Here is a 22,688-nt window from a genome sequence, read left to right as displayed (position 1 = left end):
CGGAGCGGCCCTTCCGGCACGATGGGAAGGGTCGCTCCCCCTTTCCCCCTCTATGCGCGTAGAAAGAGGCACCACCATGGACGTCATCTCCGTCATCCGCACCAAGCGGGACAAGGGCGAGCTGAGCCCCGAGCAGATCGACTGGGTCATCGACGCGTACACCCGCGGTGCGGTCGCCGACGAGCAGATGTCCGCCCTGGCCATGGCCATCCTGCTGAACGGCATGAACCGCACGGAGATCGCCCGCTGGACCGCCGCGATGATCGCCAGTGGTGAGCGCATGAACTTCGACTCGCTCTCCCGCCCGACCGCCGACAAGCACTCCACCGGCGGCGTCGGCGACAAGATCACCCTGCCGCTCGCCCCGCTCGTCGCCGCCTGCGGCGCGGCCGTACCGCAGCTCTCCGGCCGCGGCCTCGGCCACACCGGCGGCACCCTCGACAAGCTGGAGTCCATCCCCGGCTGGCGGGCGCTGCTCTCCAACGAGGAGATGCTGCACGTCCTCGACACCACCGGCGCGGTCATCTGCGCGGCGGGCGACGGTCTGGCCCCCGCCGACAAGAAGCTGTACGCGCTCCGCGACGTCACCGGCACCGTCGAGGCCATCCCGCTGATCGCCTCCTCGATCATGTCGAAGAAGATCGCCGAGGGCACCGGCTCCCTGGTCCTCGACGTCAAGGTCGGCACCGGCGCCTTCATGAAGAACATCGAGGACGCCCGCGAGCTGGCCTCGACGATGGTCGGCCTCGGCACCGACAGCGGTGTCAGGACGGTGGCCCTGCTCACCGACATGTCGACCCCGCTCGGCCTCACCGCGGGCAACGCCCTGGAGGTCCGCGAGTCGGTCGAGGTCCTGGCCGGCGGCGGCCCGGCGGACGTCGTCGAGCTGACGATCGCGCTCGCCCGCGAGATGCTCGCGGCGGCCGGCATCAAGGACGCGGACCCGGCGAAGGCGCTCGCCGACGGCTCGGCCATGGACCACTGGCGCCGGATGATCGCGGCCCAGGGCGGCGACCCGGACGCGGCCCTCCCGGTCGCCCGCGAGCAGCACGTCGTCACGGCCCCGTCGACCGGTGTCCTCACCCGCCTCGACGCGTACGACATCGGCATCGCCGCCTGGCGCCTGGGCGCGGGCCGCGCCCGCAAGGAGGACCCGGTGCAGGCGGGCGCCGGCGTCGAGCTGCACGCGAAGCCCGGCGACACGGTGACCGCGGGCCAGCCGCTGCTGACCCTCCACACGGACACCCCGGAGAAGTTCGACTACGCCCTGAAGTCCCTGGACTCGGCCTGGGACATCGCGGCACCGGGCACGGAGTTCACCCCGAACCCGATCGTCCTGGACCGCATCGCCTGAGACTGGGCGCGCGACGGGAGCCGGTGCGAGGGCTACGCCGGCTCCCCGAGCAGCCCCGGCAGCTCCCTCATGTCCTCGAACACGACCGTGCGCGGGCCCCTCAGGCGGTCCGCGCGGGTGAGGCCGCCGCAGTAGCCGAAGGCGCGCATGCCGGCGGCACGGGCGGCCCGGACGCCGTAGGGGCTGTCCTCCACCACCGCGCAGCGCTCCGGCGGGACGCCCATCGCGGCCGCCGCGTGCAGGAAGAGGTCCGGGGCGGGCTTGCCCCGGGCGACGTCGCGGGCGCTGAATATCCGGCCCTCGAAGCGGTCCAGGAGGCCGGTGCGGCCGAGGTTCCTGCGGATGTCGGCGTGGCTGCCGTTGGAGGCGAGGCAGTACGGGACCTCCAGGGCGTCCAGGACGTCCGTGACGCCCTCCACGGCCGTCAGCTCCGCGTCCAGCGCGTCCTCGTACCGCTGCTCGAACGGGGAGTGCCAGCCGGGTTCGAGGGGGCGGCCCCTGCGCTCCTCCACGAGGGAGGTGAGCATCGCGTGCGAGGAGCCGACGAAGCGGTCGATCACCTCCGCCTCGGTGAACACCGCGCCGAGGGCCGCGAACACCTCCCGGTCCACGCGGCAGTAGATCCGCTCGCTGTCCACCAGAACGCCGTCGCAGTCGAAGATCACCAGTTCGACAGGCTCGTGAGTCATGATCGAGAGCCTAGGGGGTGCGCCCGGCGATGAGTTCCGGGCGCCCGGACGGTCGTACGGGATGTGGACACCAGTCAACCGCTCGTCCTGACCCTGACCGCCCGCCCCTCCCGGGACGAGGTGGCGCTGCTCTGTGCCGAGCTGGGGGCCGCCCCGCCCGGTGAGGTGGTCTGCGAGACCGGCGCGCTCGCGCGCGCCGATCTCGCCGCCGTCGACGCCCTGGCCCGGCTGAAACTCGCCGCGACCCGCCGGGGGCACCGCATACGCTTCCACGGAGCGGGGCCCGAGCTGCGGGCCCTGCTCACGCTCGCCGGGCTCGACGGGACCCTGGACCTATAGGGCCGCTACGCCTCCAGCCGGGCCGGCAGGTCGAAGAGGGGGAACCAGCGCTCGGTGTCCAGGAAGAAGTCCATCCCGCCGACCTTGCCGTCGCGCAGCTCCAGCACGATGAGCGCCCAGGGGCTGTAACCGCCGTCCGGGGTCGGGTGGTAGTGCGCGAAGGCCGGGGAGCCGTTGGCCACGGTGGCGACCAGCTTCGAGCCCCGGCAGACGTCGCCGACGCCCAGCATCCAGCCCACGATGTCGTCGTGCCCCTGGAGCCAGAGGTCGTACGGCGGCATGGACATGGTCGCGTCCTCGTGGAGGAGCGCGGTCAGCGCCTTCATGTCGTAGCCCTCGAAGGCCGCGACGTACCGCTCCAGGAGCGCCTTCTGCTCCTCGTCCAGCGGGTTCGCCGTGTCGGAGGTGGCGGGCGCCTGCTCGGCGAGGGTCGCGCGGGCCCGCTGGAGGGCGCTGTTGACCGAGGCGACGGTGGTGTCGAGGAGTTCGGCGACCTCGCTCGCCTTCCAGGCGAGCACCTCGCGCAGGATGAGGACCGCCCGCTGCTTGGGCGGCAGGTGCTGGAGCGCGGCCACGAAGGCGAGCCGCACGGTCTCCCGGGAGACGGCCGTCTCCGCCGGGTCCGCCACCGAGGGCAGCACGCGCCCGTCCGGGATCGGCTCCAGCCAGGTGATCTCCGGCTGCTTGACGAGCTGCGCCTGTGCGACCGGGGTCGGCGAGGTCAGGTCCATCGGTCGCGCCCTCCGGTTGCCGGCGTTCAGCGCGTCCAGGCAGACGTTGGTGGCGATCCGGTAGAGCCAGGACCGCAGCGAGGAGCGGCCCTCGAAGGATTCGATGGCCTTCCAGGCCCGCACCATGGTGTCCTGCACCGCGTCCTCGGCCTCGAAGGAGGATCCGAGCATCCGGTAGCAGTAACCGGTCAGCTCCCTGCGGTACTTGTCGAGTTCTTCGGTCGTCGCGGTCGCGGCGTCACTCATCGGGTCCACACCCCACTCACCCCTCACCGGCACCCGTTCGGTGCCGGTGAGAGGGAAGCTACCTCAGGGGACCGACAGCCGGGGTCAGGTTCCCGGCTTGCGGCCGTAGACGAAGACGTCGTCGCCGTTCCTGAGGAGGTTCCAGTACGCCTTCGCGTCCGCCGGTCGCATGTTGACGCAGCCGCCCGAACCCGGCGGGTTCCACATGGACTTGGTGGTCGAGTGGAAGGCCTGGCCGCCGTCGAAGAACTGCGAGTACGGCATGGAGACGTGGTAGAGCGTCGACCAGTGGTTGATGTTCCGCCAGTAGATCTTCTTCGATCCGGTCCGCGTCTCGGTGCCGTCCTTGCCCGTACGGACCGGCACGGGACCGTACTTGAGGCGGGCGCCGTCCTGGATCCAGCTGAGCTGGCGGGTCAGGTCGACGCAGGCGATCCGGCCCCGGTTGGTCGGGCACGCGCCCGCCCGGTTGGGGTTGGTGCCCGCCGCCTTCTGCTGGAGCATCGTGTTCATCGTGCGCCAGGTGATGGTGCCCGCGTACCCGGCGGTCGGGGTGATGCCGTGCTTCCCCTGGAACGCCTGGATGGCCTTGCAGTCGGCGAGCGACTGGCGCCCGTCGACCGGCCGGCCGAGGAACTTCTCCACCTGCTTCTGGTACGGGCCCGTCGTCACGTTGCAGGACGCCGCCTGCGCCGGCGCCGCACCGAGCGCGATCGTCATCGGCACCACCAGTGAGGTGAGTCCGACGGCGATTCCCGCTCTCTTCCCTATGTGACCCGCGATTCTCTTCATGATCGTCAACTCCCCCTAGAGTCCTATGCATCAGGACGTCCGGGGGAGCCGGACAGTTGCAGCGGAACCGCCGGAATCAGCAGGACGCCGCGAGCCGCGTCCGCCGCGCCTCGGTGCGGGCGCTGTGGCTGCCGTACAGGGTGACGGTCACGACGCCGAGGACCGCCACGAGACCGATGGTGACCGTGCCCGCCCACCCGCCGGAGTGGTAGGCGACGGCGCCGAGCGTGCCGCCCGCGCTGCTGCCCAGGTAGTACGCGGACTGGTAGAGCGCCGAGGCCTGCGCGCGGCCCGTCTTCGCCGTACGGCTCACCGAGGAGGAGGCGACCGCGTGGCCCGCGAAGAAGCCGGCCGTGATCAGGACCAGGCCCGCCAGGACCGCCGCCAGCGATTCGGCGAGCGAGAGCAGCAGGCCCGCGGCGGTCGTGGAGACCGCCAGATAGAGCGCGCCGCGCCGGCCGAGCCGTCCGACGAGCCGGCCGGCCGCGGCCGAGGAGACCGTACCGACCAGGTAGACCAGGAAGACGGAGCCGATCACGCCCTGCGGCAGCGAGAACGGGGCCTCCACCAGGCGGTAGCCGATCACGGTGTACACCGCGCCGAACACCGTCATGAACAGCGCGCCGATCACATAGAGCCGCATCAGCAGCGGGTCCGCGAGATGCGTCCGTACGGTCCGGGCCAGCGCCTTCGGGCTGAGCGTGCCGGGCGTGAAGTGCCGTGCCTTCGGCAGCAGCGCCCGGAAGGCCACCGCGCACAGCAGCGAGGTCAGGCCGACGGCGGCCAGACCCGCGCGCCAGCCCCACATCTGGGCCACCCAGCCGGTCACCAGGCGGCCGCTCATCCCGCCGATGGAGTTGCCCGCCACGAACAGGCCGATCGCGGCGATCAGCGCCCGGGGCCGCACCTCCTCGGCGAGGAAGGCCATCGCGGAGGCGGGGAGCCCGGCGAGCGCCGCGCCCTGGAGGGCGCGCAGCGCGATCAGGGACTCCAGGTTCGGGGCGAGCGGCACCAAGAGCGCGAGGGCGACGGCGACCGTCAGGGAGGCGGTCATCATCGCGCGCCGGCCGAAGCGCTCCGAGAGGGCGCTGAACGGCAGGACGCAGAGGGCGAGGGCGCCGGTCGCGGCCGAGACCGTCCAGGAGGCGGCGGAGGCGGTCGCGCCGAACTCGGCCGAGATGGCCGGGAGGAGGGCCTGCGTGGAGTAGAGGAGCGCGAAGGTGGCGAGGCCCGCGGCGAAGAGCGCGAGGCTCATCCGGCGGAAGGCGGGGGTGCCGGGCGCGAGGCGGGTGTCGGCGGGGGCGGGGCGGGTTTCGGCGGACGCGGTGACGGCGGCCGCCTCGGTACTGGCGGAAGGCATGTCACGAACGTAGGACGGACCGTTTCATGCGTCCAATGCACGGAACTGCTGTAATCGTTCCCATGGCGCATGAGTACAGGTCACAGCCTCGCCTGTCACCGAACAGTAACGAAGAAGACATGGGACCGGTGCTCGCGCCCCGGCTCGCGTACTTCGCCGCCGTCGCCCGCCACGAGCACGTGACCCGGGCCGCCGCCGAGATGGGGGTCCCGCAGTCCACGCTCTCCCGGGCCATGGTGCGGCTCGAACAGGACCTCGGCGTCACCCTCTTCGCCCGCCGCGGCCGGACGGTCTCGCTCACCCCGGCGGGCCGCCGTTTCCTCACCGCCGCCGAGCGGGCGCTCGCCGAGGTGGAGCGGGCCGCCGACACCGTACGGGCCGACGCCGACGCCACCGCGGGCCGGGTGGCCTTCGGTTTCCTCCACACCATGGGCTCCGAGACCGTCCCCGGTCTCATCCGGGCCTTCCGCGTCGACCATCCGCGGATCCGCTTCACCCTCGTCCAGAACTACGGGGAGGCCATGATCGAACGGCTCCGGGCCGGCGACCTCGACCTCTGTCTGACCTCCCCGGTGCCGGACGCCCCCGACCTGGTCGCCCGGCGCCTCGACGAACAGCGGCTCCGGCTCGTCGTCCCCGACGACCACCGGCTCGCGGGCCGCAAGCGGGTCCGTCTCGCCGAGGCCGCCGACGAGACCTTCGTGACCCTGGAACCGGGGTACGGGCTCCGCCGCATCACCGACGACCTGTGCGCGGAGGCGGGCTTCAAGCCCCGGATCGCCTTCGAGGGCGAGGAGGCCGAGACGCTGCGCGGCCTGGTCGCCGCCGGTCTCGGCGTCGCGCTGCTGCCCCCGCCGGCCGTCCCGCGCCCCGGCGTCGTCGAGCTCACCGTCACCGCCCCGCGCGCGGTCCGCGAGATCGGCGTCGCCTGGCTCGACGGCCACCCGGACACGGCACCGGTGGCCGCCTTCAAGAAGTTCCTGCTGAGCCGCAGGGGCCACCTGCTGCCGAAGGAGCCGGCGCAGCCGCAGTGAACCGGCGGCCCCCGCTCGCCCGCTCAGCGCCGCAGCGTGCCCCCGAAGCCCGCCGCGAGCGGCATCCGCAGCCCCAGCGGCGGGGGAGCGGCCATCGCGTCGGTCACCGGGCGGGCGACCGGGCGGGCGAAGAGGGCGCCGAGGACGAAGTCGGCGGCGAGGGCCCGGACCTCGGCCGCGTACTGGCGCAGCGCGTGACCGTCGGAGTGCACCTCGAACCGGCAGGTCTCCCGGTTCGCCTTCTTCGCCCGCTCGGCGAAGCGGAACGACAGCTCCGGGTCGGTCCTGGCGTCGTTGGTGCCGTGGACGAGCAGCACCCGCCGTCCGACCAGCTGGCGTACGGACTCCGGCTCCGCCGCCATGTCGTCCTCCGGCAGCCAGGGGGCCAGCGCGAGCACCGCGCCGACCGCGTCGTGCCCGGCGGCCCGCAGCGCGGCCCGCGCGCCGAGCCCGTGCCCGAGGAGGCAGACCGGGACGTCGCCGTAGCGCCGTACCGCCTCGGCGACCGCCCAGGAGGCGTCCGTCGCGAGGTTGGCGTCCGTGCCGTTCCAGCCGCGTCCCCGGTAGCGCACCACATGGGCGACGAGGCCCTCGGACCGGCCCGCGCGGACGAGCCCGCGCGCCAGCGGCAGCATCGCCGCGTGGGCCCGTGCGGAGGCGCGACGCCCCGACACCGGCTCGCCGTCCGGGAGGAGCAGCACCACGCCCCCCACCGCCGACGTCCGGGAACCTCCAACAGGCCGTCCGAGCCGGGGTCTCCGCGCGTCGGACGGCCCCACGAGTGCGAAGTGGGCCATGACAGAACAGTCTCAGAATCGGAGGTGTACGCCAGTCGTACGCGCGGTCTCTGTTACGTATCGTCCGCTCAGCGAACGCCCGTAACTCCTAAGCCCGTTCGAAACGGGACACGCTGCCGAGCGTCTCGAAGCCCTTCCGCGCGTACCAGCGGTGCGGCCAGTCCTCCGGGCGGGCGGTCAGGAAGACCGTGGTGCAGCCCGCGTCGGCGGCCAGGCGCAGCGCCGTGTCCAGGACGGCGCCGGCGTGCCCCCGCCCGAGGTGGTTCTCGTCCGTGACCAGGTCCTCGATCTGCGCGACCCCGCTCGCCGGGTCCAGATAGAGGTCGACCCATCCGGCCACCTCGTCCCCGGCGTACGAGGCGAGGAAGCGGACGACCTCGGCGCCCCGCCGCCGGGCCGCCCGCCGCCCCACCAGGGCGCGGACCTGCTCCTCCCCGGCGTCCGGGGCGAAGCGGCGCCAGGACGCGACGGCCGGCCCGCGCAGCGTCTCCAGGTCCACCTCGCGGGCCCCGCCGTGGGCCGGCACCGGGCCGCCGTGCCGCATGACCAGCGACTGCGAGTGCCGGTACCCGGCGCGGGCCATCGGGCCCGTGCAGGCCAGGGCGGTCCGCTCGTCGAGCACGTAGGCGAAGCGGTACGGCAGGTGGGCCATCAGCTCCTCGGCCCGCGCGGGCAGCGCCTCGGGGTCGGTCTCCCCGTCGACCAGGAGGTGGTTGTTCCCCCGCGACAGCGCGTACTCCTCGTCGAACACGGCGAATCCGCCGGGGAAGTCGACGGTGCGGACGGCCTGGCGGCGGCGGAAGTCGGACAGGAAGGCGTGGATGCGGCGCAGTTCGGTGCCGGGAACGCTGGAAGTCATGGGCGCAGGCTAGGTGTTCGGGCCCGGGCGGGGCGACGGAAAAAGGCGGGACGGAGGTGGTGCCACGAGGCGCGCTCTACGCGCGTAGGCGCTACAGTGCGGAAATGACGAGCCAGACCCCCACCGTCCCCACCGCGGACCAGATCCGCCGCGCCCCGAAGGTGCTCCTCCACGACCACCTCGACGGCGGACTGCGCCCCGGCACGATCATCGAACTCGCCCGGGAGCAGGGCTATCAGCAGCTCCCCGAGACGGAGCCCGACAAGCTCGGCATCTGGTTCCGCGAAGCCGCCGACTCCGGCTCCCTGGAGCGGTACCTGGAGACCTTCGCGCACACCTGCGCCGTCATGCAGACCCGGGACGCCCTCTTCCGCGTCGCCGCCGAGTGCGCCGTCGACCTCGCCGAGGACGGCGTCGTCTACGCGGAGGTGCGGTACGCCCCCGAGCAGCACCTGGAGTCCGGACTCACCCTCGAAGAGGTCGTGGAGGCCGTCAACGAGGGCTTCCGCGAGGGCGAGCGGCAGGCCAGGGCCAACGGGCACCGCATCCGGGTCGGCGCGCTGCTGACCGCGATGCGGCACGCGGCCCGCGCCCTGGAGATCGCGGAACTCGCCAACCGCTACCGCGACTCCGGCGTCGTCGGCTTCGACATCGCGGGCGCCGAGGCCGGCTACCCGCCCACCCGCCACCTCGACGCCTTCGAGTACCTCAAGCGGGAGAACAACCACTTCACGATCCACGCGGGCGAGGCCTTCGGGCTGCCGTCCATCTGGCAGGCGCTCCAGTGGTGCGGGGCCGACCGGCTCGGGCACGGCGTCCGGATCATCGACGACATCGAGGTCGCCGAGGACGGTTCGGTGAGCCTCGGCCGGCTCGCCGCGTACGTGCGGGACAAGCGCATCCCGCTGGAGATGTGCCCGTCCTCCAACCTGCAGACCGGTGCCGCGGCCTCGTTCGCCGAGCACCCCATCGGTCTGCTCCGCAAGCTCCACTTCCGGGCCACGGTCAACACCGACAACCGGCTGATGAGCGGCACCAGCATGAGCCGTGAATTCGAGCTGCTGACCGAGGCATTCGATTACACGCTCGACGACATGCAGTGGTTCACGGTCAATGCGATGAAATCAGCGTTCATTCCTTTCGATGAACGCCTCGCCATGATCAACGAGGTCATCAAGCCCGGATACGCCGAGCTGAAGTCCGAATGGCTGTTCCAGCAGACCGCCACGACCAGCGAGTCTTCCCGTATCGCTGGCTGAAAACCGTCCTGACACAGGTATTCGAGCGGCCGGGTGCGTGCGACACCCGGCCGCTTTCCGGTGTTTGCGGAGGAGTCGTTCCCTGGTTAGGTTGCAGAGCCCTCTGCATTCCCAGGATTTCCCCTCCCGGCTTCTCTGTCCGAAGCCCCCGGATTCCACAAGGAAGATTTTCAGATGAAGCAGTCTGCCGCCAAGAAGCTCGGTGTCGCCGCTCTCGGTGCCGCTTTCGCCGTCGCCGCCGCCGGCACGGCCTCCGCAGCGCCGTCCCTGCCGCTCGACGCCGACGCGCTGGGCACGGTGACCAACGCCGTCCCGCTGGGTGACGGCCTCACCACGCTCCCCGACGGCGCCTCCGAGTCCCTCGGTGCCGGCCAGGGCGCCCTCGGCCAGGGCCTCGACCAGGGTGTGAAGACCCTTCCGGCCGCCGCCGGCCAGGCCACCCAGAACCTCCCGCTCGACGCCGCCGCCGGCGGCCTCGGCGCCACCCCGCTCGGTGGCCTCCTCGGCGGCCTGCCGCTGGGGGCCCTGCCGCTCGGCTGACCCCGCCGCACGTACGCCGAAGGGGCGCGCACCCGGTCTCCCGGGCACGCGCCCCTTCGGCGTGCGGCGACGTCGGCTACCAGGCCGACGACGCGTCCTTCTCGGCCGGCAGGAAGATCCACAGGCCGAGGTAGATCAGGAACTGCGGACCGGGCAGCAGGCACGAGACCAGGAAGATCAGGCGCATCGTGTTCGCCGAGATGCCGAAGCGCCGGGCCAGCCCCGCGCACACTCCGCCGATCATGCGTCCGTCACGGGGGCGGGCAAGTGCGGCCATGGTGGGCTCCTTCGGAGTCGTTGTCCGGGAGCCGCTCCGTCGGGCTCCCGATGACTCCATGGTGCCGCCGACCGGGGGTCCGGGGCGTCGGTCTACCGGGCGACCGGAACCCTGGAAATCGTCGGGGTCGCACCCTGAGAACCCTCGTTCCGCAGCAGGGCCGAACCCCGACCCGACCCGGTACCCGGGGAGGACACCGGCCGGTCCGCCTCCGACCTGCGGCGCAGCCAGCTCCGCCCGACCGGCACGAACAGCAGATGCGCGAGCGCCACGCCGGCGGTGTTCAGGAGGACCGAGTCCACGTCCACGACCTGGCCGGGAACGGCGGTCTGCAGCAGCTCCACGGCCAGCGACACCAGCGCGCCCGCCGCCGTCGTACGGGCCAGGGAGGCCCACCGGGAGACGTGCAGCCGGCCGTCGGCCATCGGGAGCAGCACCCCCAGCGGGGCGAGCAGCAGCAGCCCCTCGGCGATCAGCCGGGCCGCCTCGGGGACGCCCAGCGCCAGATCGGCCCGCAGGCCCGCCAGCGGGATCGTGTTCGGCGCGGTCACCCAGGCCACGTCCCGTGGTCGCAGGCTGACCCAGGCGACGAGCAGCAGATGCGCGACCACCAGGGCGAACCCCGCGACGCGGACGACCACGGCGGCACTGCCGCCCGAACCTTGACGCTGCACGCCCCCCAAGACGTCCCCCGGGGCGGAATCGGTTCCACCGCACCCGGGACGGGCCGTCGCTCAGCCCGAGGCGGTCGGCGCCGGCGCGGACACGGCCGCCGTCGGCGGGGCCGACTCCGGGCGCTCCCGCAGCTCCGCCGTGCACCGGTAGCGCTTCGGCGGATACGCCCCCGGGCCGCCGAGCAGCACCGAGTGATCGCCCGCGCCCGCCGAACTCTCCGCGAAGGAGCAGACGAGCTGCGAGAACGCGGTCGGCGACAGGTCCTCCGGCTGGCGGCTCAGCCGCAGCGTGCCCGCCGGGTCTCCCCGGTGACCGCCGCCCACCGTCAGCGGCCCGCGCACCGCCGTCGTGAACCCGGCCTGCTCCTCGGCGTCCGAGGGCGCGGTGAGCAGCTGCGCCAGCAGACCCCGCGCCGTGCGCACCGGGTCGCCGCCCGCCTTCTCCTCCGGCAGCGGGGACCGCCGGTCCACCGCCTCCAGCTGGGATCCGCAGATCAGGTACACGCGGACCGGCACGCCCTGCGGCGGCGCCCCCGTCGCGTGCTCGTCGGCCGTCCGGCAGGGGACCCGGGACGGGGCCGCGCCCGCGTCGACCGGGACCGAGGTGGTCCTGATCCCGCAGCCGGTCACCAGCGCGCCCAGCGCGAGGAGTCCGGCCGCCAGGGCCGTGCGCCCGTAGGTGCGGCGTCTCACTCTTCCTCCACCTCGCCCTGGCTGCTGCGGGTCTGCACCTCGCGCGTGATCCCCGAGGCGTCCAGCGGCAGCCGCAGCACGAACACCGCGCCGTCCACCGTCCCGTCCTCGCCCACCGAGTTGGAGGCGGTGATCGAACCGCCGTGGATCAGCGCGTTCTCCATGGCGATGGACAGGCCGAGGCCGCTGCCGTCCGACTTCGGCCGGGACGCGCTCGCCTTGTAGAAGCGGTCGAAGACGTGCGGCAGCACCTCCTCGGGGATGCCGGGGCCGTGGTCGCGGACCGCGATGACCAGCTCGTCTTCCTCGGTGCGCACCGCCACCCGCACCGGCGAACCGCCGTGCTTGAGCGCGTTCCCGATGAGGTTCGCCAGGATCACGTCGAGGCGGCGCGGGTCGAGCGGTGCCACGATCCCGCGCTCGGCGTCCAGGTCGACGGCGTCGAGCCAGGCGCGCGCGTCGATGCACGCGGTGATCTGGTCGGCGATGTCGACCTCGTCGAGGACGAGCCGGGCGGTGCCCGCGTCGAAGCGGGTCACCTCCATCAGGTTCTCCACCAGGACGTTGAGGCGCCGGGTCTCGCTCACCACGAGCGCCACCGCGGGGGCGATCATCGGGTCGAGGGAGTCCTGCTCGTCCTCCAGGACCTCGGTGACTGCCGTGAGGGCGGTCAGCGGGGTGCGCAGCTCGTGCGACATGTCGGCGACGAAGCGCCGGGAGGACTCCTCCCGGGCGCTCATGTCCGCGACCTTCTTCTGCAGGGACTCGGCCGCGCTGTTGAACGTACGGGTGAGGTCGGCCAGTTCGTCGGCGCCGGTGACCCGCAGCCGGGTGTCGAGCTTGCCCTCGCCGAGCTGCCGGGCCGCCTCGCCGAGCCGGTGCACCGGGCGCAGCACGGTCGTCGCCGCGACCTGCGCGAGCAGCACGGAACCGGCCACCGCGAGGGCGGTGGCGATGCCGAGGGACCAGGCGAGCGAGTTCAGGTCGGCCTTCTCCGCGGCCAGCGACTTGAACATGTATCCGGCGGGCCCGCCGCCGTCGACGCGGGTGCCGCCCACCAGGTACGGCGTCCCGTTCCGCTCCGTACGCTGCCAGAAAAGGTGGTACGGGTACGGGTTGGCCTCCGTCACGGGACGCTCGGTGTCCACCGCGTCCCGCAGCGTGCGGGGCACGTCGGCCAGCGTGAAGTCGTCCGGGTCCGAGGCGCCGACGATCGGCTTGCCCGCGTCCCGCTCGCCCAGCAGCAGCACCTGGTAGTCGGCGCTGCCGCCGGCCATCTGCTCGGCGGTCCGCCGCAGGTCGTCCTGGGTGGGCCGGAGCGGCAGCGTCGCCGCCCGGTTCTGCATCTCCTGCCGGAAGTCGCCCAGCGCCGCGTCCTGGGTACGGGTCAGCACCGCCTCGCGGTTCAGCCAGTACGCGATGCCGGAGGCGGCGACGGCGGCCGTGAGGGCGACCAGTGCGAAGACGACGACGAGCCGCAGCCGCAGGCTGGAGAGCCGCAGCCGCGTCAGGATTCCCTTGCTCACGCAGGGACGTCCAGCCGGTAGCCGACCCCGCGCACGGTGCGGATGAGCGTCGGCGAGGACGGCACGTCCTCCACCTTGGCGCGCAGCCGCTGCACACAGGCGTCGACGAGACGGGAGTCGCCCAGGTAGTCGTGCTCCCACACGAGCCGCAGCAACTGCTGCCGGGAGAGCGCCTGTCCGGGCCGGCGGCTCAGTTCGAGGAGCAGCCGCAGCTCGGTCGGGGTGAGCTGGAGGTCCTCGCCGTTCTTGGTGACCGTCATCGCGGAGCGGTCGATCACCAGGGAGCCGTACGTCGCCGAATCGGTCGACTCCCGCTCCCCGCGCCGCAGTACGGCCCGGATGCGGGCGTCCAGGACGCGGCCCTGGACCGGCTTCACGACGTAGTCGTCGGCACCGGACTCCAGGCCCACGACCACGTCGATGTCGTCGCTGCGGGCGGTCAGCAGGATGATCGGCAGCTGGTCGGTGCGGCGGATGCGCCGGCAGACCTCGAAGCCGTCGATGCCGGGCAGCATGACGTCGAGCACGACCAGGTCCGGCCGCTGCTCGCGCAGCAGCTGGAGACCGTCCTCTCCGGTCGCGGCGGTGGCCACCCGGTGGCCCTGCCGTGACAGGGAGAGTTCGAGGGCCGTGCGGATGGCGTCGTCGTCCTCGATCAGCAACAGAAAAGGCACGGACGCATTCTGTCGCATGCGGCCGTCCGAGTTCGACCGTGGGGAGGCGCGCTTCTGTTCCGGGCCCTGTGACACGCCTGTGACAGTCGGCGGACAACGCCATGAAGTCCGCTGGGCAAGCTTCATTGCACACGGACCGAACACACTCCAACCGACGGGGGGCGCGAGATGAACGCACTGCACAGCACCACCTCAAGCGCAGTAGTCACGCGTCTCCACGACGTCGTGCGGAGCACGGAGAAGTCCGGCGGTGTGAACGGGCGGGGGTGCGTTCGCAGCGTCGGGCGTCAGCGCAAGGCGCCGTACATGGTCGCCATTGCTGACGGGGGAGCGGCGTACGGGGAGGTCACGGGGGAGCGCGTCAGCTGTTCGGAGGCCGAGTTCACGGCCTACGTCCAGGAGCGTCGTGCCTCCCTGTACGCCACCGCCTACCACCTCACCGGTGACCGGTTCGAGGCCGAGGACCTGCTCCAGAGCGCGCTGTTCTCCACGTACCGCGCCTGGGAGCGGATCAGTGACAAGGCCGCCGTCGGCGGTTACCTCCGCCGCACCATGACGAACCTGCACATCAGCGCCTGGCGCCGGCGCAAGCTGAACGAGTACCCGACCGAGGAGCTGCCGGAGACGGTCGGCGAGACGGACGCGATGCGCGGCACGGAGCTGCGCGCGGTGCTGTGGCAGGCCCTCGCCCGGCTGCCCGAGCTCCAGCGGACCATGCTGGTGCTGCGCTACTACGAGGGCCGGACCGATCCGGAGATCGCGGAGATCCTGGACATCAGTGTCGGCACGGTGAAGTCGAGCATCTGGCGGTCGCTGCGGCGGCTGCGCGAGGACGAGGTGCTCAGCTTCGGCCGTGACGAGGAGGAGTCCTTCGGCGAGCTGGTGGCCTGAAGGTCGGGGGGAACGGGGGAAGGACCCACGGGGGCCACGGGGGAACGAGGCCGTCGGGGGAGCACGGGGGAACCGTACGGGGGTACGGGGGAACGGCGCGGGTCGCACAAGCCGGGGGGCTTGTACGACCCGCGTCGTGTTTTCGTGTCCGGTCTTTTGGGAGGGGCCCGGGTCCGGCGGGCGGCCCGCTGGGTGCGGGCCGCACGGTCGGTCAGCCGGCCGCCGGGGTGCGGTGGCGGCCCGCCGCCGCTGCGGCCAGGCGGCCCAGGGCCTCCGGCTTGGCGCAGGGGTGGGCGCCCAGCTCCGCCTGGCGGGCGACGATCGCACGCTCGGCGCGCATCAGCCGCCAGCCGCGGCGCAGCAGGAACGGCACCGACTTGCGGCCCTCCTTGAGGTCGCGGGCGAGCCGGCGCCGGAAGGTCGTCGAGGGGCGGCCGCGCAGACAGATGGCGTCGGCGAGGACGTCGAGCTCACGGCAGCGGTTCACGATCTCGGCGGCGAAGATGCCCTCGGCCACGAAGAGCGGCGTCCGCTCGATGTCGAGCCGCTCGCGGCCCACCCGGGAGCTGGTGGCGATGTCGTACACCGGGACGTCGGTCCGGCCCGTACGGCACAGCTCGACGATGGCGGAGACGGCGGTGTCCGCGTCCCAGGACCGTGGGGAGTCCCAGTCGATGTCCGCGCTCCCGTCGACGAGTGGGAGCGACGGGTCGCCGGCCTCCTTGTAGAAGTCGTCGAGGCGCAGGACCGGAAGGCCGGTGACGGCGGCGAGGGACGACTTGCCGGAGCCGGAGGGGCCCGCGAGCAGGACGACGCGTGTCGGGATCGGTTGGGAACTCACGGGACACCAGTGTGAACCATTCCCCCGTGCAGGGGACCCCCGAGGAAGGCCGTTGGTATCGAGCATCACACCTCAACTACTGTCGGTGTCCGCCCGGTCACCCCTCGGAAGGATCATCATGGCGCGTCACGCAGAACCCCGGACCACCCGCCGCAGTGCCCTGCTCAAGGCGGGCCTGACCGTCACGGCGGCGGGTGCGGCGATGCTCGGCGGGGGTGCGGCGGCGCAGGCCGCGGCCCCGGTGCCGCTGCCCGTCGACTCGCTGACCCGGACGGACGCGGGCGCGGCCGGTGCGGGCGCGCTGTCCGGCGTCACCCAGGGCCTCGGCCCGCTGACCCGGCTCCAGCTCGACCCGCTGGCCAACACGGGCGTCGATCCCCTGGACAACGGGCTCGGCACCCAGGTCGCCGACTTCAAGCCGGTCGGCACGAACCTGGTCACCGACCACGTCACGAAGGGCGGGGCAGTGGCCGATCTTCCGGTGGCCGGACCGCTGACCCAGGGGCTGCTTCCGTAGCCTCCTCCGCAGGTCCGGGGTCCGCTTCCGCGTCCGCCGCGCCGCGCAGCGGCACCTCCCGTACGAACCGGGCGACGGCGAGGGCCAGCGCGGCGAGCAGGGCCGTGCCGAGCAGGACCCCGTGCACCCCGTCCGTCACCGCCGCCCGCAGGTTCTCCCGCACCGGCTCCGGAAGGCGCTGGGCCTGTGCCGGGGTCAGGTGGGTGTCGGTGCCCGCGAGGCGCGCGGTGAAGACCGCGCCGAGGACGGCCACGCCGAGCGAGCCGCCGAGCGTCCGGACGAGGGTGACGGTCCCACTGGCCGCGCCCATGTCGCGCGGTTCGGCGGCGTACATCGTGATGAGCAGCGTCGCCTGCGTCAGGAAGCCCATGCCCGCGCCGAGGACCGCGGTGAGCGCGGAGGCGACGGCCGTCGGGGTGTCCGCGTCGAGCAGCAGCAGGGCGAGTGCGCCCGCCGTCATCAGGGCGCCGCCGAGGATCGGGAAGATCCGGTAGCGCCCGGTCCCGGCGATGATCCGGCCCGAGGCCAGCTGCGCCGCGACCATGGCGAGCATCAGCGGGAGCAGCAGCAGTCCGCTCGCCGTGGAGGACTGGCCGCGGGCGAACTGGAGGTACTGGGGCAGGTAGTTCATCGCCGCGACCATGCCCGCGCCGACCAGGAGGCTCAGGATCTGCGCGAGGGTGAAGTTGCCGCGGAAGAGCCGGGGCGGGATCACGGGTTCCTCCGCCCGCCGCTCGACCCGGACGAACAGGGCGAGGGCCACCGCAGCGAGGGCTCCCAGGCCCAGGATCCGCGGGGAGGTCCAGGCGTGGGCCGTGCCGGCCCACCCGGCGAGCAGGGTGAGCGCCAGGACGGCGGTGGTGAGCAGCAGGGCCCCTTCCCAGTCGACGCGCGCGCGGACGCGGGGGGTCCGTACGCGCAGGGCGAGCGAGACGATCAGCAGCGCCGCGAGGCCGACCGGCAGGTTGACGTAGAAGGCCCAGCGCCAGTTCAGGTGGTCGGTGAGGAAGCCGCCGAGGAGCGGGCCGCCGGCGAAGGCGACCGGCAGCATCGCCCCGGTGACCGCCTGCACCCGGGCGCTGTCCTTCGGGGCCACCAGGGTGCCGATGAGCGCGAAGGCGCCGACCATCAGGCCGCCCGCGCCGACGCCCTGGAGGGCGCGGAAGGCGATGAGCTGGCCCATGGTCTGGGCGATGCCGGAGAGCACGGAGCCGGCGAGGAAGACGGCGACGGCGGACAGATAGCCGCCCTTGCGGCCGTAGAGGTCGCCGAGCTTGCCCCAGAGCGGGGTGGTGACGGCGGCGGTGAGCAGATAGGCGGTGACGACCCAGGAGAGCCGGTCGAGGCCGCCGAGTTCCCCCGCGATGGTGGGCAGGGCCGTGCCGACGACGGTGCCGTCGAGGGTGGCGAGGACGATGCCGAGCATGAGCCCGGTGACGGCCGGGTAGGGGATGCGGGTGTCCTGGGGTGCCGTCATGGCTCAGGCCGCGTAGGGCGTGGCGGCGCGGGCGGCGCGGAGCGCTTCGGCCCACCAGGTGAGCCGGTCGAGCATGGCCTCGGCGGCGGCGTCGGTCGCCGGGTCGACGGCCCGGCCCTCCGCGTCGAACTGCCCCCAGACGCCCTGGAGTCCGACCGCTTCCCGGATCGTGACGGCGTGCAGCTCGGCGAAGACGCCGCGCAGGTGCTCGACGGCGCGCAGGCCGGCGGAGAAGCCGCCGTAGGCGACGAAGGCGACGGGCTTGGCGTGCCATTCGCTGTTGTGCCAGTCGATCGCGTTCTTCAGGGAGGCCGGGAAGCTGTGGTTGTACTCGGGGGTCACCACGACGAAGGCGTCGGCGGCGGCCAGCCGCGGTGACACGGCGGCGAGCAGGTCGAGGTCCCCGGCGCGCGCGGGGGCCTGGCCGAGCTGGGGGAAGACGGTCGGCAGCGGGGTCTCGGCGAGGTCGATCAGGTCGGTGGTGAACTCCGGCCGGGCGGCGGCCCGGGCGAGCAGCCAGTTGGCGACGGTGGGGCCGAGGGCGCCGTCGCGGGTCGAGCCCTGGATCACGGCGAGGCGCAGCGGTGTGGACATGGATCCCCCTGGAAACAGTCATGTGTACGGCGTATACCGAGCGGTGTACAACGTACACGTCGATGTGTACGGCGTCCACAAGTCATACGCTGTACGCGAGAGAAGGAGGCCGGAGTGGCGAAGAAGGAAGAGACGGACGGCGTCTCGCTGTGGGAGCGCCTGGAGCGGCCCGCGGCGGCACCGCGGGCGTCCCTCACCCCCGGCAGGATCGCCGAGGTCGCGATCGGCATCGCGGACCGCGAGGGCTTCGCCGCCGTGACCATGCGGAAGGTCGCCGCCGAACTGGGCGTCGCGCCCATGGCCGCCTACCGGCACGTCGACGGCAAGGACGAGCTGTGGGCGCTCATGATCGACCGGGTGTCCGGCGAACTGGAGCCGGTGGAGGAGGGGCCCGGCTGGCGCGAGACGCTCCGCGCCCACGCGCTGCGCACCCGCGACACGATGCTGCGCCACCCCTGGCTGTCCCACATGCCGGCGCCGCTCTTCGCGCTCACCCCGAACCGGATGGCGGCGGCCGAGCGTCAGATGGCCGCCCTCGACGGCCTCGGCCTGGACGTCGACACGATGATGGCCGCGTTCCGCACGGTCAACGCCTACGTCCACGGCGCCACGCAGTCGGAGGCGGCGCTGCGCCAGTACATGGCGGAACAGGGCTGGCAGAGCGGCGACGAGTCGCGGCGGGGGCTCGCCCCGCAGATGTCGTACCTGATGGGGACCGGGCGCTACCCGACCTACCGGCGCTACACGCAGGGCGCGGCGCGCAAGGACGACGCGGAGTGGCAGTTCGTGACGGGGCTCGACTGCGTGCTCGACGGCGTCGCCGGGCTGGTGGAGCGGGGCGGCCCCGGCGGGGCGTGAGGGACGGCGCCCGGGATCGGCCCCGGGCACGAGGAACGGCCCCCGGGATCACCCGGGGGCCGTTCCTCACGGTGTTCGTCCGCGTGCCGCGTCTCCGCGGCGCTCGTCCCGCCGCTAGTACGCGGAGCCGGAGGCGCCCAGGCTGCCCGTGGGGTGCCAGACCGTCTTCGTCTCCAGGAAGGCGGTCATGCGGTCCGTGCCCGGGGACTCCGCGAAGTCCTCGGCGCGGGGGCGCAGGACGCGCTTCAGGTTGTCCGCCGCCGCGATCTCCAGGTCGCGCGCGAGGTCGCCCTCGGTCGCACCCGTCAGGTCGATCGCGTTGACGTCCTGGTGGGCCGCCAGGTGCGGGCCCATCTCGGAGGCCTTGCCGGAGAGGATGTTGACCACACCGCCGGGGAGGTCGGAGGTGGCCAGGACCTCGCCGAGCGAGAGCGCCGGGAGCGGGGACTTCTCGCTCGCGACGACCACGGCCGTGTTGCCCGTCGCGATCACCGGGGCGATCACCGAGACCAGGCCCAGGAAGGACGAGTCCTGCGGGGCGAGGACCGTGACGACGCCGGTCGGCTCGGGGCTCGACAGGTTGAAGTACGGACCCGCGACCGGGTTGGCACCGCCCACGACCTGGGCGATCTTGTCCGTCCAGCCCGCGTACCAGACCCAGCGGTCGATCGCCGCGTCGACGACGGCGGCCGCCTTCGACTTCGACAGGCCCTCCGCCTCCGCGACCTCGCGGACGAACTGGTCCCGGCGGCCCTCCAGCATCTCGGCGACGCGGTAGAGGACCTGGCCGCGGTTGTACGCGGTTGCGCCCGCCCAGCCGCCGAAGGCCTTGCGGGCGGCGACGACCGCGTCACGGGCGTCCTTGCGGGAGGAGAGCGGCGCGTTCGCCAGCCACTTGCCCTTGCCCGCCGCGCCAGCGGCTGATGTCTTCGTGGTCACCTCGTACACCCGGCCGCTCTCGGAGCGGGGGAACTTGCCCCCGATGTACAGCTTGTAGGTCTTCTGAACACTGAGGCGCTGCTCGGACTTCTCAGACATCGAGGTAGGCCTCCAGACCGTGACGGCCGCCCTCGCGGCCGAAGCCCGACTCCTTGTATCCGCCGAACGGCGAGGTCGGGTCGAACTTGTTGAACGTGTTGGCCCAGACGACACCCGCGCGGAGCTTGCCGGCGACCGCGAGGATGCGGGAGCCCTTCTCCGACCAGATGCCGGCCGACAGGCCGTACTGGCTGTTGTTGGCCTTCGCGACGGCCTCGTCGGGCGTACGGAAGGTCAGCACCGACAGGACCGGGCCGAAGATCTCGTCGCGGGCCACCGTGTGCGCCTGCGTGACGTTCGTGAAGAGCGTCGGGGCGAACCAGTAACCGGCCGACGGGATCTCGCACGCGGCGGTCCAGCGCTCGGCGCCCTCCGCCTCGCCCTGCTCCACGAGGGAGGTGATCCGGGCCAGCTGCTCCGAGGAGTTGATGGCGCCGATGTCGGTGTTCTTGTCCAGCGGGTCACCGAGCCGCAGGGTGCTCAGCCGGCGCTTCAGGCTGTCCAGCAGCTCGTCCTGGATCGACTCCTGGACCAGCAGGCGGGAGCCCGCGCAGCAGACCTGGCCCTGGTTGAAGAAGATGCCGTTGACGATGCCCTCGACGGCCTGGTCGATGGGGGCGTCGTCGAAGACGATGTTCGCGCCCTTGCCGCCCAGCTCCAGGGTGACCTTCTTGTCGGTGCCGGCGATCGAACGGGCGATGGCCTTGCCGACGGCGGTCGAACCGGTGAAGGCGACCTTGTTCACGTCCGGGTGCGCGACCAGCGCGGCGCCCGTCTCCCCGTACCCGGGAAGGATGTTGACGACGCCCTTCGGCAGCCCGGCCTGGCGGCAGATGTCCGCGAAGAACAGGGCGGTCAGCGGGGTCGTCTCGGCCGGCTTCAGGACGACCGTGTTGCCGGTCGCGAGCGCCGGGGCGATCTTCCACGCCAGCATCAGCAGCGGGAAGTTCCACGGGATGACCTGGCCGGCCACGCCCAGCGGCTTCGGGTTCGCCCCGTAGCCGGCGTGGTCGAGCTTGTCGGCCCAGCCCGCGTAGTAGAAGAAGTGCGCGGCGACCAGCGGGAGGTCCGCGTCGCGCGTCTCCTTGATCGGCTTGCCGTTGTCCAGGGTCTCCAGGACGGCCAGCTCACGGCTGCGCTCCTGGATGATCCGGGCGATGCGGAAGAGGTACTTGGCGCGCTCGGAGCCGGGCAGAGCCGACCACTTCTCGAAGGCCTTCCGCGCCGCCTTCACCGCGCGGTCGACGTCCTCGGTGCCCGCCTGGGCGACCTCGGACAGGACCTCCTCGGTGGCGGGGGAGACGGTCTTGAAGACCTTGCCGTCGGCGGCCTCGACGAACTCGCCGTCGATGAACAGGCCGTAGTTCGGGGCGATGTCGACGACGGAGCGGGACTCGGGCGCCGGTGCGTACTCGAATGCAGATGCCATGTTGATCAGTCCACCGTCACGTAATCGGGGCCGGAGTAACGGCCGGTCGCCAGCTTCTGGCGCTGCATCAGCAGGTCGTTGAGCAGGCTGGAAGCGCCGAAGCGGAACCAGTGGTTGTCCAGCCAGTCCTCGCCCACGGTCTCGTTGACGAGAACCAGGAACTTGATGGCTTCCTTGGTGTTCCGGATGCCGCCGGCCGGCTTCACGCCGATCTGGACGCCGGTCTGGGCGCGGAAGTCGCGCACGGCCTCCAGCATGAGGAGCGTGTTGGCCGGGGTGGCGTTGACCGCGACCTTGCCGGTCGAGGTCTTGATGAAGTCCGCGCCGGCCATCATGCCGAGCCAGGAGGCGCGGCGGATGTTGTCGTACGTGGACAGCTCGCCGGTCTCGAAGATCACCTTCAGCCGGGCGCGGTCGCCGCACTCCGCCCTGATCGCGGCGATCTGCTCGAAGACCTGGAGGTAGTGGCCGGCGAGGAAGGCGCCACGGTCGATGACCATGTCGATCTCGTCGGCGCCCGCGGCGATGGCGTCGGCCGTGTCGGCGAGCTTCACCGGGAGCGCGGCGCGGCCGGCCGGGAAGGCGGTGGCGACCGAGGCGACCTTGACGCCGGAGCCCGCGAGGGCGGCCTTGGCGGTGGCCACCATGTCGGGGTAGACGCAGACGGCGGCGGTCGTCGGGGTCGTACGGTCGGTCGGATCGGGACGGACGGCCTTGGCGGCGAGCGCCCGGACCTTGCCCGGGGTGTCCGCGCCTTCGAGCGTCGTCAGGTCGATCATGGAAATGGCCAGGTCGATGGCGTACGCCTTGGACGTGGTCTTGATCGAGCGGGTACCGAGGGACGCGGCGCGCGCCTCCAGGCCGACGGCGTCGACGCCGGGCAGCCCGTGGAGGAAGCGGCGCAGCGCACCGTCGGACGCGGTCACGTCGGCGAATGCGGATGCTGCGGGTGCAGTGGTGGGCATGGTCACCAGTCGAGCATATCTACGCGCGTAGCGACCTGTACAGGGCCGTCCCTCCGTGGAGCCCGAGGTCACACGGGGTCCGGCGGCGTGGTGACCCCTGTCACAGGGCCGTGACATGGAGCGGACGCGTTCTGAATACAAGATCAATAGATTTCTTTCTGCAGCCGGCCAGACCTCACCGGACAAGAGACGGACCGAGAAAAAGCGGCATGCGACTCTCCCATCCACCTGCCT

At 72.5% G+C, this 22,688-nt stretch carries 25 protein-coding genes; 8 read left to right on the top strand and 17 right to left on the bottom strand.

The features are described from left to right. Nucleotides 1–76: 76 nt before the first annotated feature. Nucleotides 77–1,354, top strand: a complete 1,278-nt coding sequence (locus tag ASD33_RS01535) for a thymidine phosphorylase (protein ID WP_056551974.1) — start codon at nt 77–79, stop codon at nt 1,352–1,354. A 32-nt stretch (nt 1,355–1,386) separates the two neighbouring features. Here the strand turns inward: ASD33_RS01535 and ASD33_RS01530 are convergent, their stop codons facing one another. Continuing rightward, nucleotides 1,387–2,043 carry an HAD family hydrolase gene (locus ASD33_RS01530; protein WP_079044490.1) on the bottom strand — a complete coding sequence of 219 codons (657 nt, stop codon included), beginning with the start codon at nt 2,041–2,043 and terminating at the stop codon, nt 1,387–1,389. 63 nt (nt 2,044–2,106) lie between these two features. Here ASD33_RS01530 and ASD33_RS01525 point away from each other — a divergent pair, with 63 nt between their 5' ends. Then, entirely contained in the window at nt 2,107–2,382 is a 276-nt protein-coding gene (locus ASD33_RS01525; protein ID WP_056551970.1) for an STAS domain-containing protein, read from the top strand. 5 nt (nt 2,383–2,387) lie between these two features. Here ASD33_RS01525 and ASD33_RS01520 read toward each other — a convergent pair whose 3' ends face one another. The 3 genes from ASD33_RS01520 to ASD33_RS01510 all read right to left on the bottom strand — a co-directional run bounded on the left by ASD33_RS01520 (nt 2,388) and on the right by ASD33_RS01510 (nt 5,511). Further along, entirely contained in the window at nt 2,388–3,359 is a 972-nt protein-coding gene (locus ASD33_RS01520) for a sigma-70 family RNA polymerase sigma factor (protein ID WP_056553721.1), read from the bottom strand. Nucleotides 3,360–3,443: 84 nt separating this feature from the next. Then, a complete protein-coding gene (locus ASD33_RS01515; RefSeq protein ID WP_056551967.1) occupies nt 3,444–4,151 on the bottom strand; it encodes a L,D-transpeptidase in 708 nt (235 codons plus the stop codon). A 76-nt stretch (nt 4,152–4,227) separates the two neighbouring features. After that, nucleotides 4,228–5,511, bottom strand: coding sequence for an MFS transporter (locus ASD33_RS01510; RefSeq protein WP_056551964.1), 1,284 nt, complete (start codon nt 5,509–5,511; stop codon nt 4,228–4,230). Nucleotides 5,512–5,573: 62 nt separating this feature from the next. On the opposite strand from ASD33_RS01510, the gene ASD33_RS01505 reads away from it, so the two are divergent. Continuing rightward, a complete protein-coding gene (locus tag ASD33_RS01505; protein WP_079044489.1) occupies nt 5,574–6,545 on the top strand; it encodes a LysR family transcriptional regulator in 972 nt (323 codons plus the stop codon). Between the two features lie 23 nt (nt 6,546–6,568). Here ASD33_RS01505 and ASD33_RS01500 read toward each other — a convergent pair whose 3' ends face one another. Together ASD33_RS01500 and ASD33_RS01495 are read right to left on the bottom strand one after the other, a co-directional pair. After that, entirely contained in the window at nt 6,569–7,342 is a 774-nt protein-coding gene (locus ASD33_RS01500; RefSeq protein ID WP_056551957.1) for a dienelactone hydrolase, read from the bottom strand. Between the two features lie 88 nt (nt 7,343–7,430). Further along, complete coding sequence (locus ASD33_RS01495; RefSeq protein ID WP_056551954.1) at nt 7,431–8,201, bottom strand: GNAT family N-acetyltransferase; 771 nt, start codon at nt 8,199–8,201, stop codon at nt 7,431–7,433. Between the two features lie 104 nt (nt 8,202–8,305). Between ASD33_RS01495 and ASD33_RS01490 the strand changes: the two genes are divergently transcribed. Together ASD33_RS01490 and ASD33_RS01485 are read left to right on the top strand one after the other, a co-directional pair. Then, nucleotides 8,306–9,460 (top strand): adenosine deaminase, encoded by a 1,155-nt coding sequence (locus tag ASD33_RS01490; RefSeq protein ID WP_056551951.1) that lies wholly within the window; start codon nt 8,306–8,308, stop codon nt 9,458–9,460. A 174-nt stretch (nt 9,461–9,634) separates the two neighbouring features. Further along, on the top strand, nt 9,635–10,000 hold the full coding sequence (locus ASD33_RS01485) for a hypothetical protein (RefSeq protein WP_056551948.1): 366 nt from the start codon (nt 9,635–9,637) through the stop codon (nt 9,998–10,000). 76 nt (nt 10,001–10,076) lie between these two features. On the opposite strand, the gene ASD33_RS01480 is transcribed toward ASD33_RS01485, so the two are convergent. The 5 genes from ASD33_RS01480 to afsQ1 form a co-directional block, all read right to left on the bottom strand. Further along, nucleotides 10,077–10,277 (bottom strand): PspC domain-containing protein, encoded by a 201-nt coding sequence (locus ASD33_RS01480; protein WP_056551946.1) that lies wholly within the window; start codon nt 10,275–10,277, stop codon nt 10,077–10,079. A 92-nt stretch (nt 10,278–10,369) separates the two neighbouring features. After that, complete coding sequence (locus tag ASD33_RS01475; RefSeq protein ID WP_056551943.1) at nt 10,370–10,951, bottom strand: VanZ family protein; 582 nt, start codon at nt 10,949–10,951, stop codon at nt 10,370–10,372. Nucleotides 10,952–11,011: 60 nt separating this feature from the next. Continuing rightward, nucleotides 11,012–11,644 (bottom strand): hypothetical protein, encoded by a 633-nt coding sequence (locus ASD33_RS01470; protein WP_056551940.1) that lies wholly within the window; start codon nt 11,642–11,644, stop codon nt 11,012–11,014. Beyond that, complete coding sequence (locus tag ASD33_RS01465) at nt 11,641–13,170, bottom strand: HAMP domain-containing sensor histidine kinase (protein WP_056551938.1); 1,530 nt, start codon at nt 13,168–13,170, stop codon at nt 11,641–11,643. Before ASD33_RS01465 ends, ASD33_RS01470 begins: the two co-directional genes overlap by 4 nt. Beyond that, entirely contained in the window at nt 13,167–13,844 is a 678-nt protein-coding gene (gene afsQ1, locus ASD33_RS01460; protein WP_017239746.1) for a two-component system response regulator AfsQ1, read from the bottom strand. Before afsQ1 ends, ASD33_RS01465 begins: the two co-directional genes overlap by 4 nt. 168 nt (nt 13,845–14,012) lie before the next feature. Between afsQ1 and ASD33_RS01455 the strand changes: the two genes are divergently transcribed. Continuing rightward, complete coding sequence (locus ASD33_RS01455) at nt 14,013–14,735, top strand: SigE family RNA polymerase sigma factor (RefSeq protein WP_056551932.1); 723 nt, start codon at nt 14,013–14,015, stop codon at nt 14,733–14,735. 211 nt (nt 14,736–14,946) lie between these two features. Here ASD33_RS01455 and ASD33_RS01450 read toward each other — a convergent pair whose 3' ends face one another. Next, entirely contained in the window at nt 14,947–15,642 is a 696-nt protein-coding gene (locus ASD33_RS01450; protein ID WP_107103607.1) for an ATP-binding protein, read from the bottom strand. Between the two features lie 52 nt (nt 15,643–15,694). Between ASD33_RS01450 and ASD33_RS01445 the strand changes: the two genes are divergently transcribed. Further along, nucleotides 15,695–16,093 carry a hypothetical protein gene (locus ASD33_RS01445; protein ID WP_056551924.1) on the top strand — a complete coding sequence of 133 codons (399 nt, stop codon included), beginning with the start codon at nt 15,695–15,697 and terminating at the stop codon, nt 16,091–16,093. On the opposite strand, the gene ASD33_RS01440 is transcribed toward ASD33_RS01445, so the two are convergent. Both ASD33_RS01440 and ASD33_RS01435 read right to left on the bottom strand, forming a co-directional pair. After that, nucleotides 16,026–17,570, bottom strand: a complete 1,545-nt coding sequence (locus ASD33_RS01440; protein WP_056551920.1) for an MDR family MFS transporter — start codon at nt 17,568–17,570, stop codon at nt 16,026–16,028. The two genes, ASD33_RS01445 and ASD33_RS01440, sit on opposite strands and share 68 nt — an antisense overlap. A gap of 3 nt (nt 17,571–17,573) precedes the next feature. Next, nucleotides 17,574–18,164, bottom strand: coding sequence for an NAD(P)H-dependent oxidoreductase (locus ASD33_RS01435; protein WP_056551917.1), 591 nt, complete (start codon nt 18,162–18,164; stop codon nt 17,574–17,576). 114 nt (nt 18,165–18,278) lie between these two features. On the opposite strand from ASD33_RS01435, the gene ASD33_RS01430 reads away from it, so the two are divergent. Further along, nucleotides 18,279–19,022 (top strand): TetR/AcrR family transcriptional regulator, encoded by a 744-nt coding sequence (locus ASD33_RS01430; RefSeq protein WP_056551914.1) that lies wholly within the window; start codon nt 18,279–18,281, stop codon nt 19,020–19,022. A 114-nt stretch (nt 19,023–19,136) separates the two neighbouring features. On the opposite strand, the gene ASD33_RS01425 is transcribed toward ASD33_RS01430, so the two are convergent. Genes ASD33_RS01425 through deoC form a run of 3 tightly spaced genes read right to left on the bottom strand, consistent with a single transcriptional unit; the run spans nt 19,137 to nt 22,454 of the window. Beyond that, the gene (locus tag ASD33_RS01425) at nt 19,137–20,060 is read right to left on the bottom strand and encodes an aldehyde dehydrogenase family protein (RefSeq protein ID WP_056551911.1); all 924 of its coding nucleotides are present in this window, start codon (nt 20,058–20,060) and stop codon (nt 19,137–19,139) included. Further along, the gene (locus tag ASD33_RS01420) at nt 20,053–21,489 is read right to left on the bottom strand and encodes an aldehyde dehydrogenase family protein (protein ID WP_056551908.1); all 1,437 of its coding nucleotides are present in this window, start codon (nt 21,487–21,489) and stop codon (nt 20,053–20,055) included. Before ASD33_RS01420 ends, ASD33_RS01425 begins: the two co-directional genes overlap by 8 nt. A gap of 5 nt (nt 21,490–21,494) precedes the next feature. Beyond that, entirely contained in the window at nt 21,495–22,454 is a 960-nt protein-coding gene (gene deoC / locus ASD33_RS01415; RefSeq protein WP_056553718.1) for a deoxyribose-phosphate aldolase, read from the bottom strand. Nucleotides 22,455–22,688 lie beyond the last annotated feature (234 nt).

The organism is Streptomyces sp. Root1304 (assembly GCF_001426405.1).
Lineage (GTDB): Bacteria > Actinomycetota > Actinomycetes > Streptomycetales > Streptomycetaceae > Streptomyces.
The sequence above is the reverse complement of the archived record's forward strand: the minus strand, read 5'-3'. Positions and strand labels throughout refer to the sequence as shown.

Excerpts from the sequence above, each read along its gene's own strand:
- ASD33_RS01535 (WP_056551974.1), top strand. The coding sequence starts at position 77 with ATGGACGTCATCTCCGTCATCCGCACCAAGCGGGACAAGGGCGAGCTG.
- ASD33_RS01530 (WP_079044490.1), bottom strand. The coding sequence starts at position 2,043 with ATGACTCACGAGCCTGTCGAACTGGTGATCTTCGACTGCGACGGCGTT.
- ASD33_RS01520 (WP_056553721.1), bottom strand. The coding sequence starts at position 3,359 with ATGAGTGACGCCGCGACCGCGACGACCGAAGAACTCGACAAGTACCGC.
- ASD33_RS01515 (WP_056551967.1), bottom strand. The coding sequence starts at position 4,151 with ATGAAGAGAATCGCGGGTCACATAGGGAAGAGAGCGGGAATCGCCGTC.
- ASD33_RS01510 (WP_056551964.1), bottom strand. The coding sequence starts at position 5,511 with ATGCCTTCCGCCAGTACCGAGGCGGCCGCCGTCACCGCGTCCGCCGAA.
- ASD33_RS01505 (WP_079044489.1), top strand. The coding sequence starts at position 5,574 with ATGGCGCATGAGTACAGGTCACAGCCTCGCCTGTCACCGAACAGTAAC.
- ASD33_RS01500 (WP_056551957.1), bottom strand. The coding sequence starts at position 7,342 with ATGGCCCACTTCGCACTCGTGGGGCCGTCCGACGCGCGGAGACCCCGG.
- ASD33_RS01495 (WP_056551954.1), bottom strand. The coding sequence starts at position 8,201 with ATGACTTCCAGCGTTCCCGGCACCGAACTGCGCCGCATCCACGCCTTC.
- ASD33_RS01490 (WP_056551951.1), top strand. The coding sequence starts at position 8,306 with ATGACGAGCCAGACCCCCACCGTCCCCACCGCGGACCAGATCCGCCGC.
- ASD33_RS01485 (WP_056551948.1), top strand. The coding sequence starts at position 9,635 with ATGAAGCAGTCTGCCGCCAAGAAGCTCGGTGTCGCCGCTCTCGGTGCC.
- ASD33_RS01480 (WP_056551946.1), bottom strand. The coding sequence starts at position 10,277 with ATGGCCGCACTTGCCCGCCCCCGTGACGGACGCATGATCGGCGGAGTG.
- ASD33_RS01455 (WP_056551932.1), top strand. The coding sequence starts at position 14,013 with ATGAACGCACTGCACAGCACCACCTCAAGCGCAGTAGTCACGCGTCTC.
- ASD33_RS01450 (WP_107103607.1), bottom strand. The coding sequence starts at position 15,642 with ATGCTCGATACCAACGGCCTTCCTCGGGGGTCCCCTGCACGGGGGAAT.
- ASD33_RS01445 (WP_056551924.1), top strand. The coding sequence starts at position 15,695 with ATGGCGCGTCACGCAGAACCCCGGACCACCCGCCGCAGTGCCCTGCTC.
- ASD33_RS01440 (WP_056551920.1), bottom strand. The coding sequence starts at position 17,570 with ATGACGGCACCCCAGGACACCCGCATCCCCTACCCGGCCGTCACCGGG.
- ASD33_RS01435 (WP_056551917.1), bottom strand. The coding sequence starts at position 18,164 with ATGTCCACACCGCTGCGCCTCGCCGTGATCCAGGGCTCGACCCGCGAC.
- ASD33_RS01425 (WP_056551911.1), bottom strand. The coding sequence starts at position 20,060 with ATGTCTGAGAAGTCCGAGCAGCGCCTCAGTGTTCAGAAGACCTACAAG.
- ASD33_RS01420 (WP_056551908.1), bottom strand. The coding sequence starts at position 21,489 with ATGGCATCTGCATTCGAGTACGCACCGGCGCCCGAGTCCCGCTCCGTC.
- deoC (WP_056553718.1), bottom strand. The coding sequence starts at position 22,454 with ATGCCCACCACTGCACCCGCAGCATCCGCATTCGCCGACGTGACCGCG.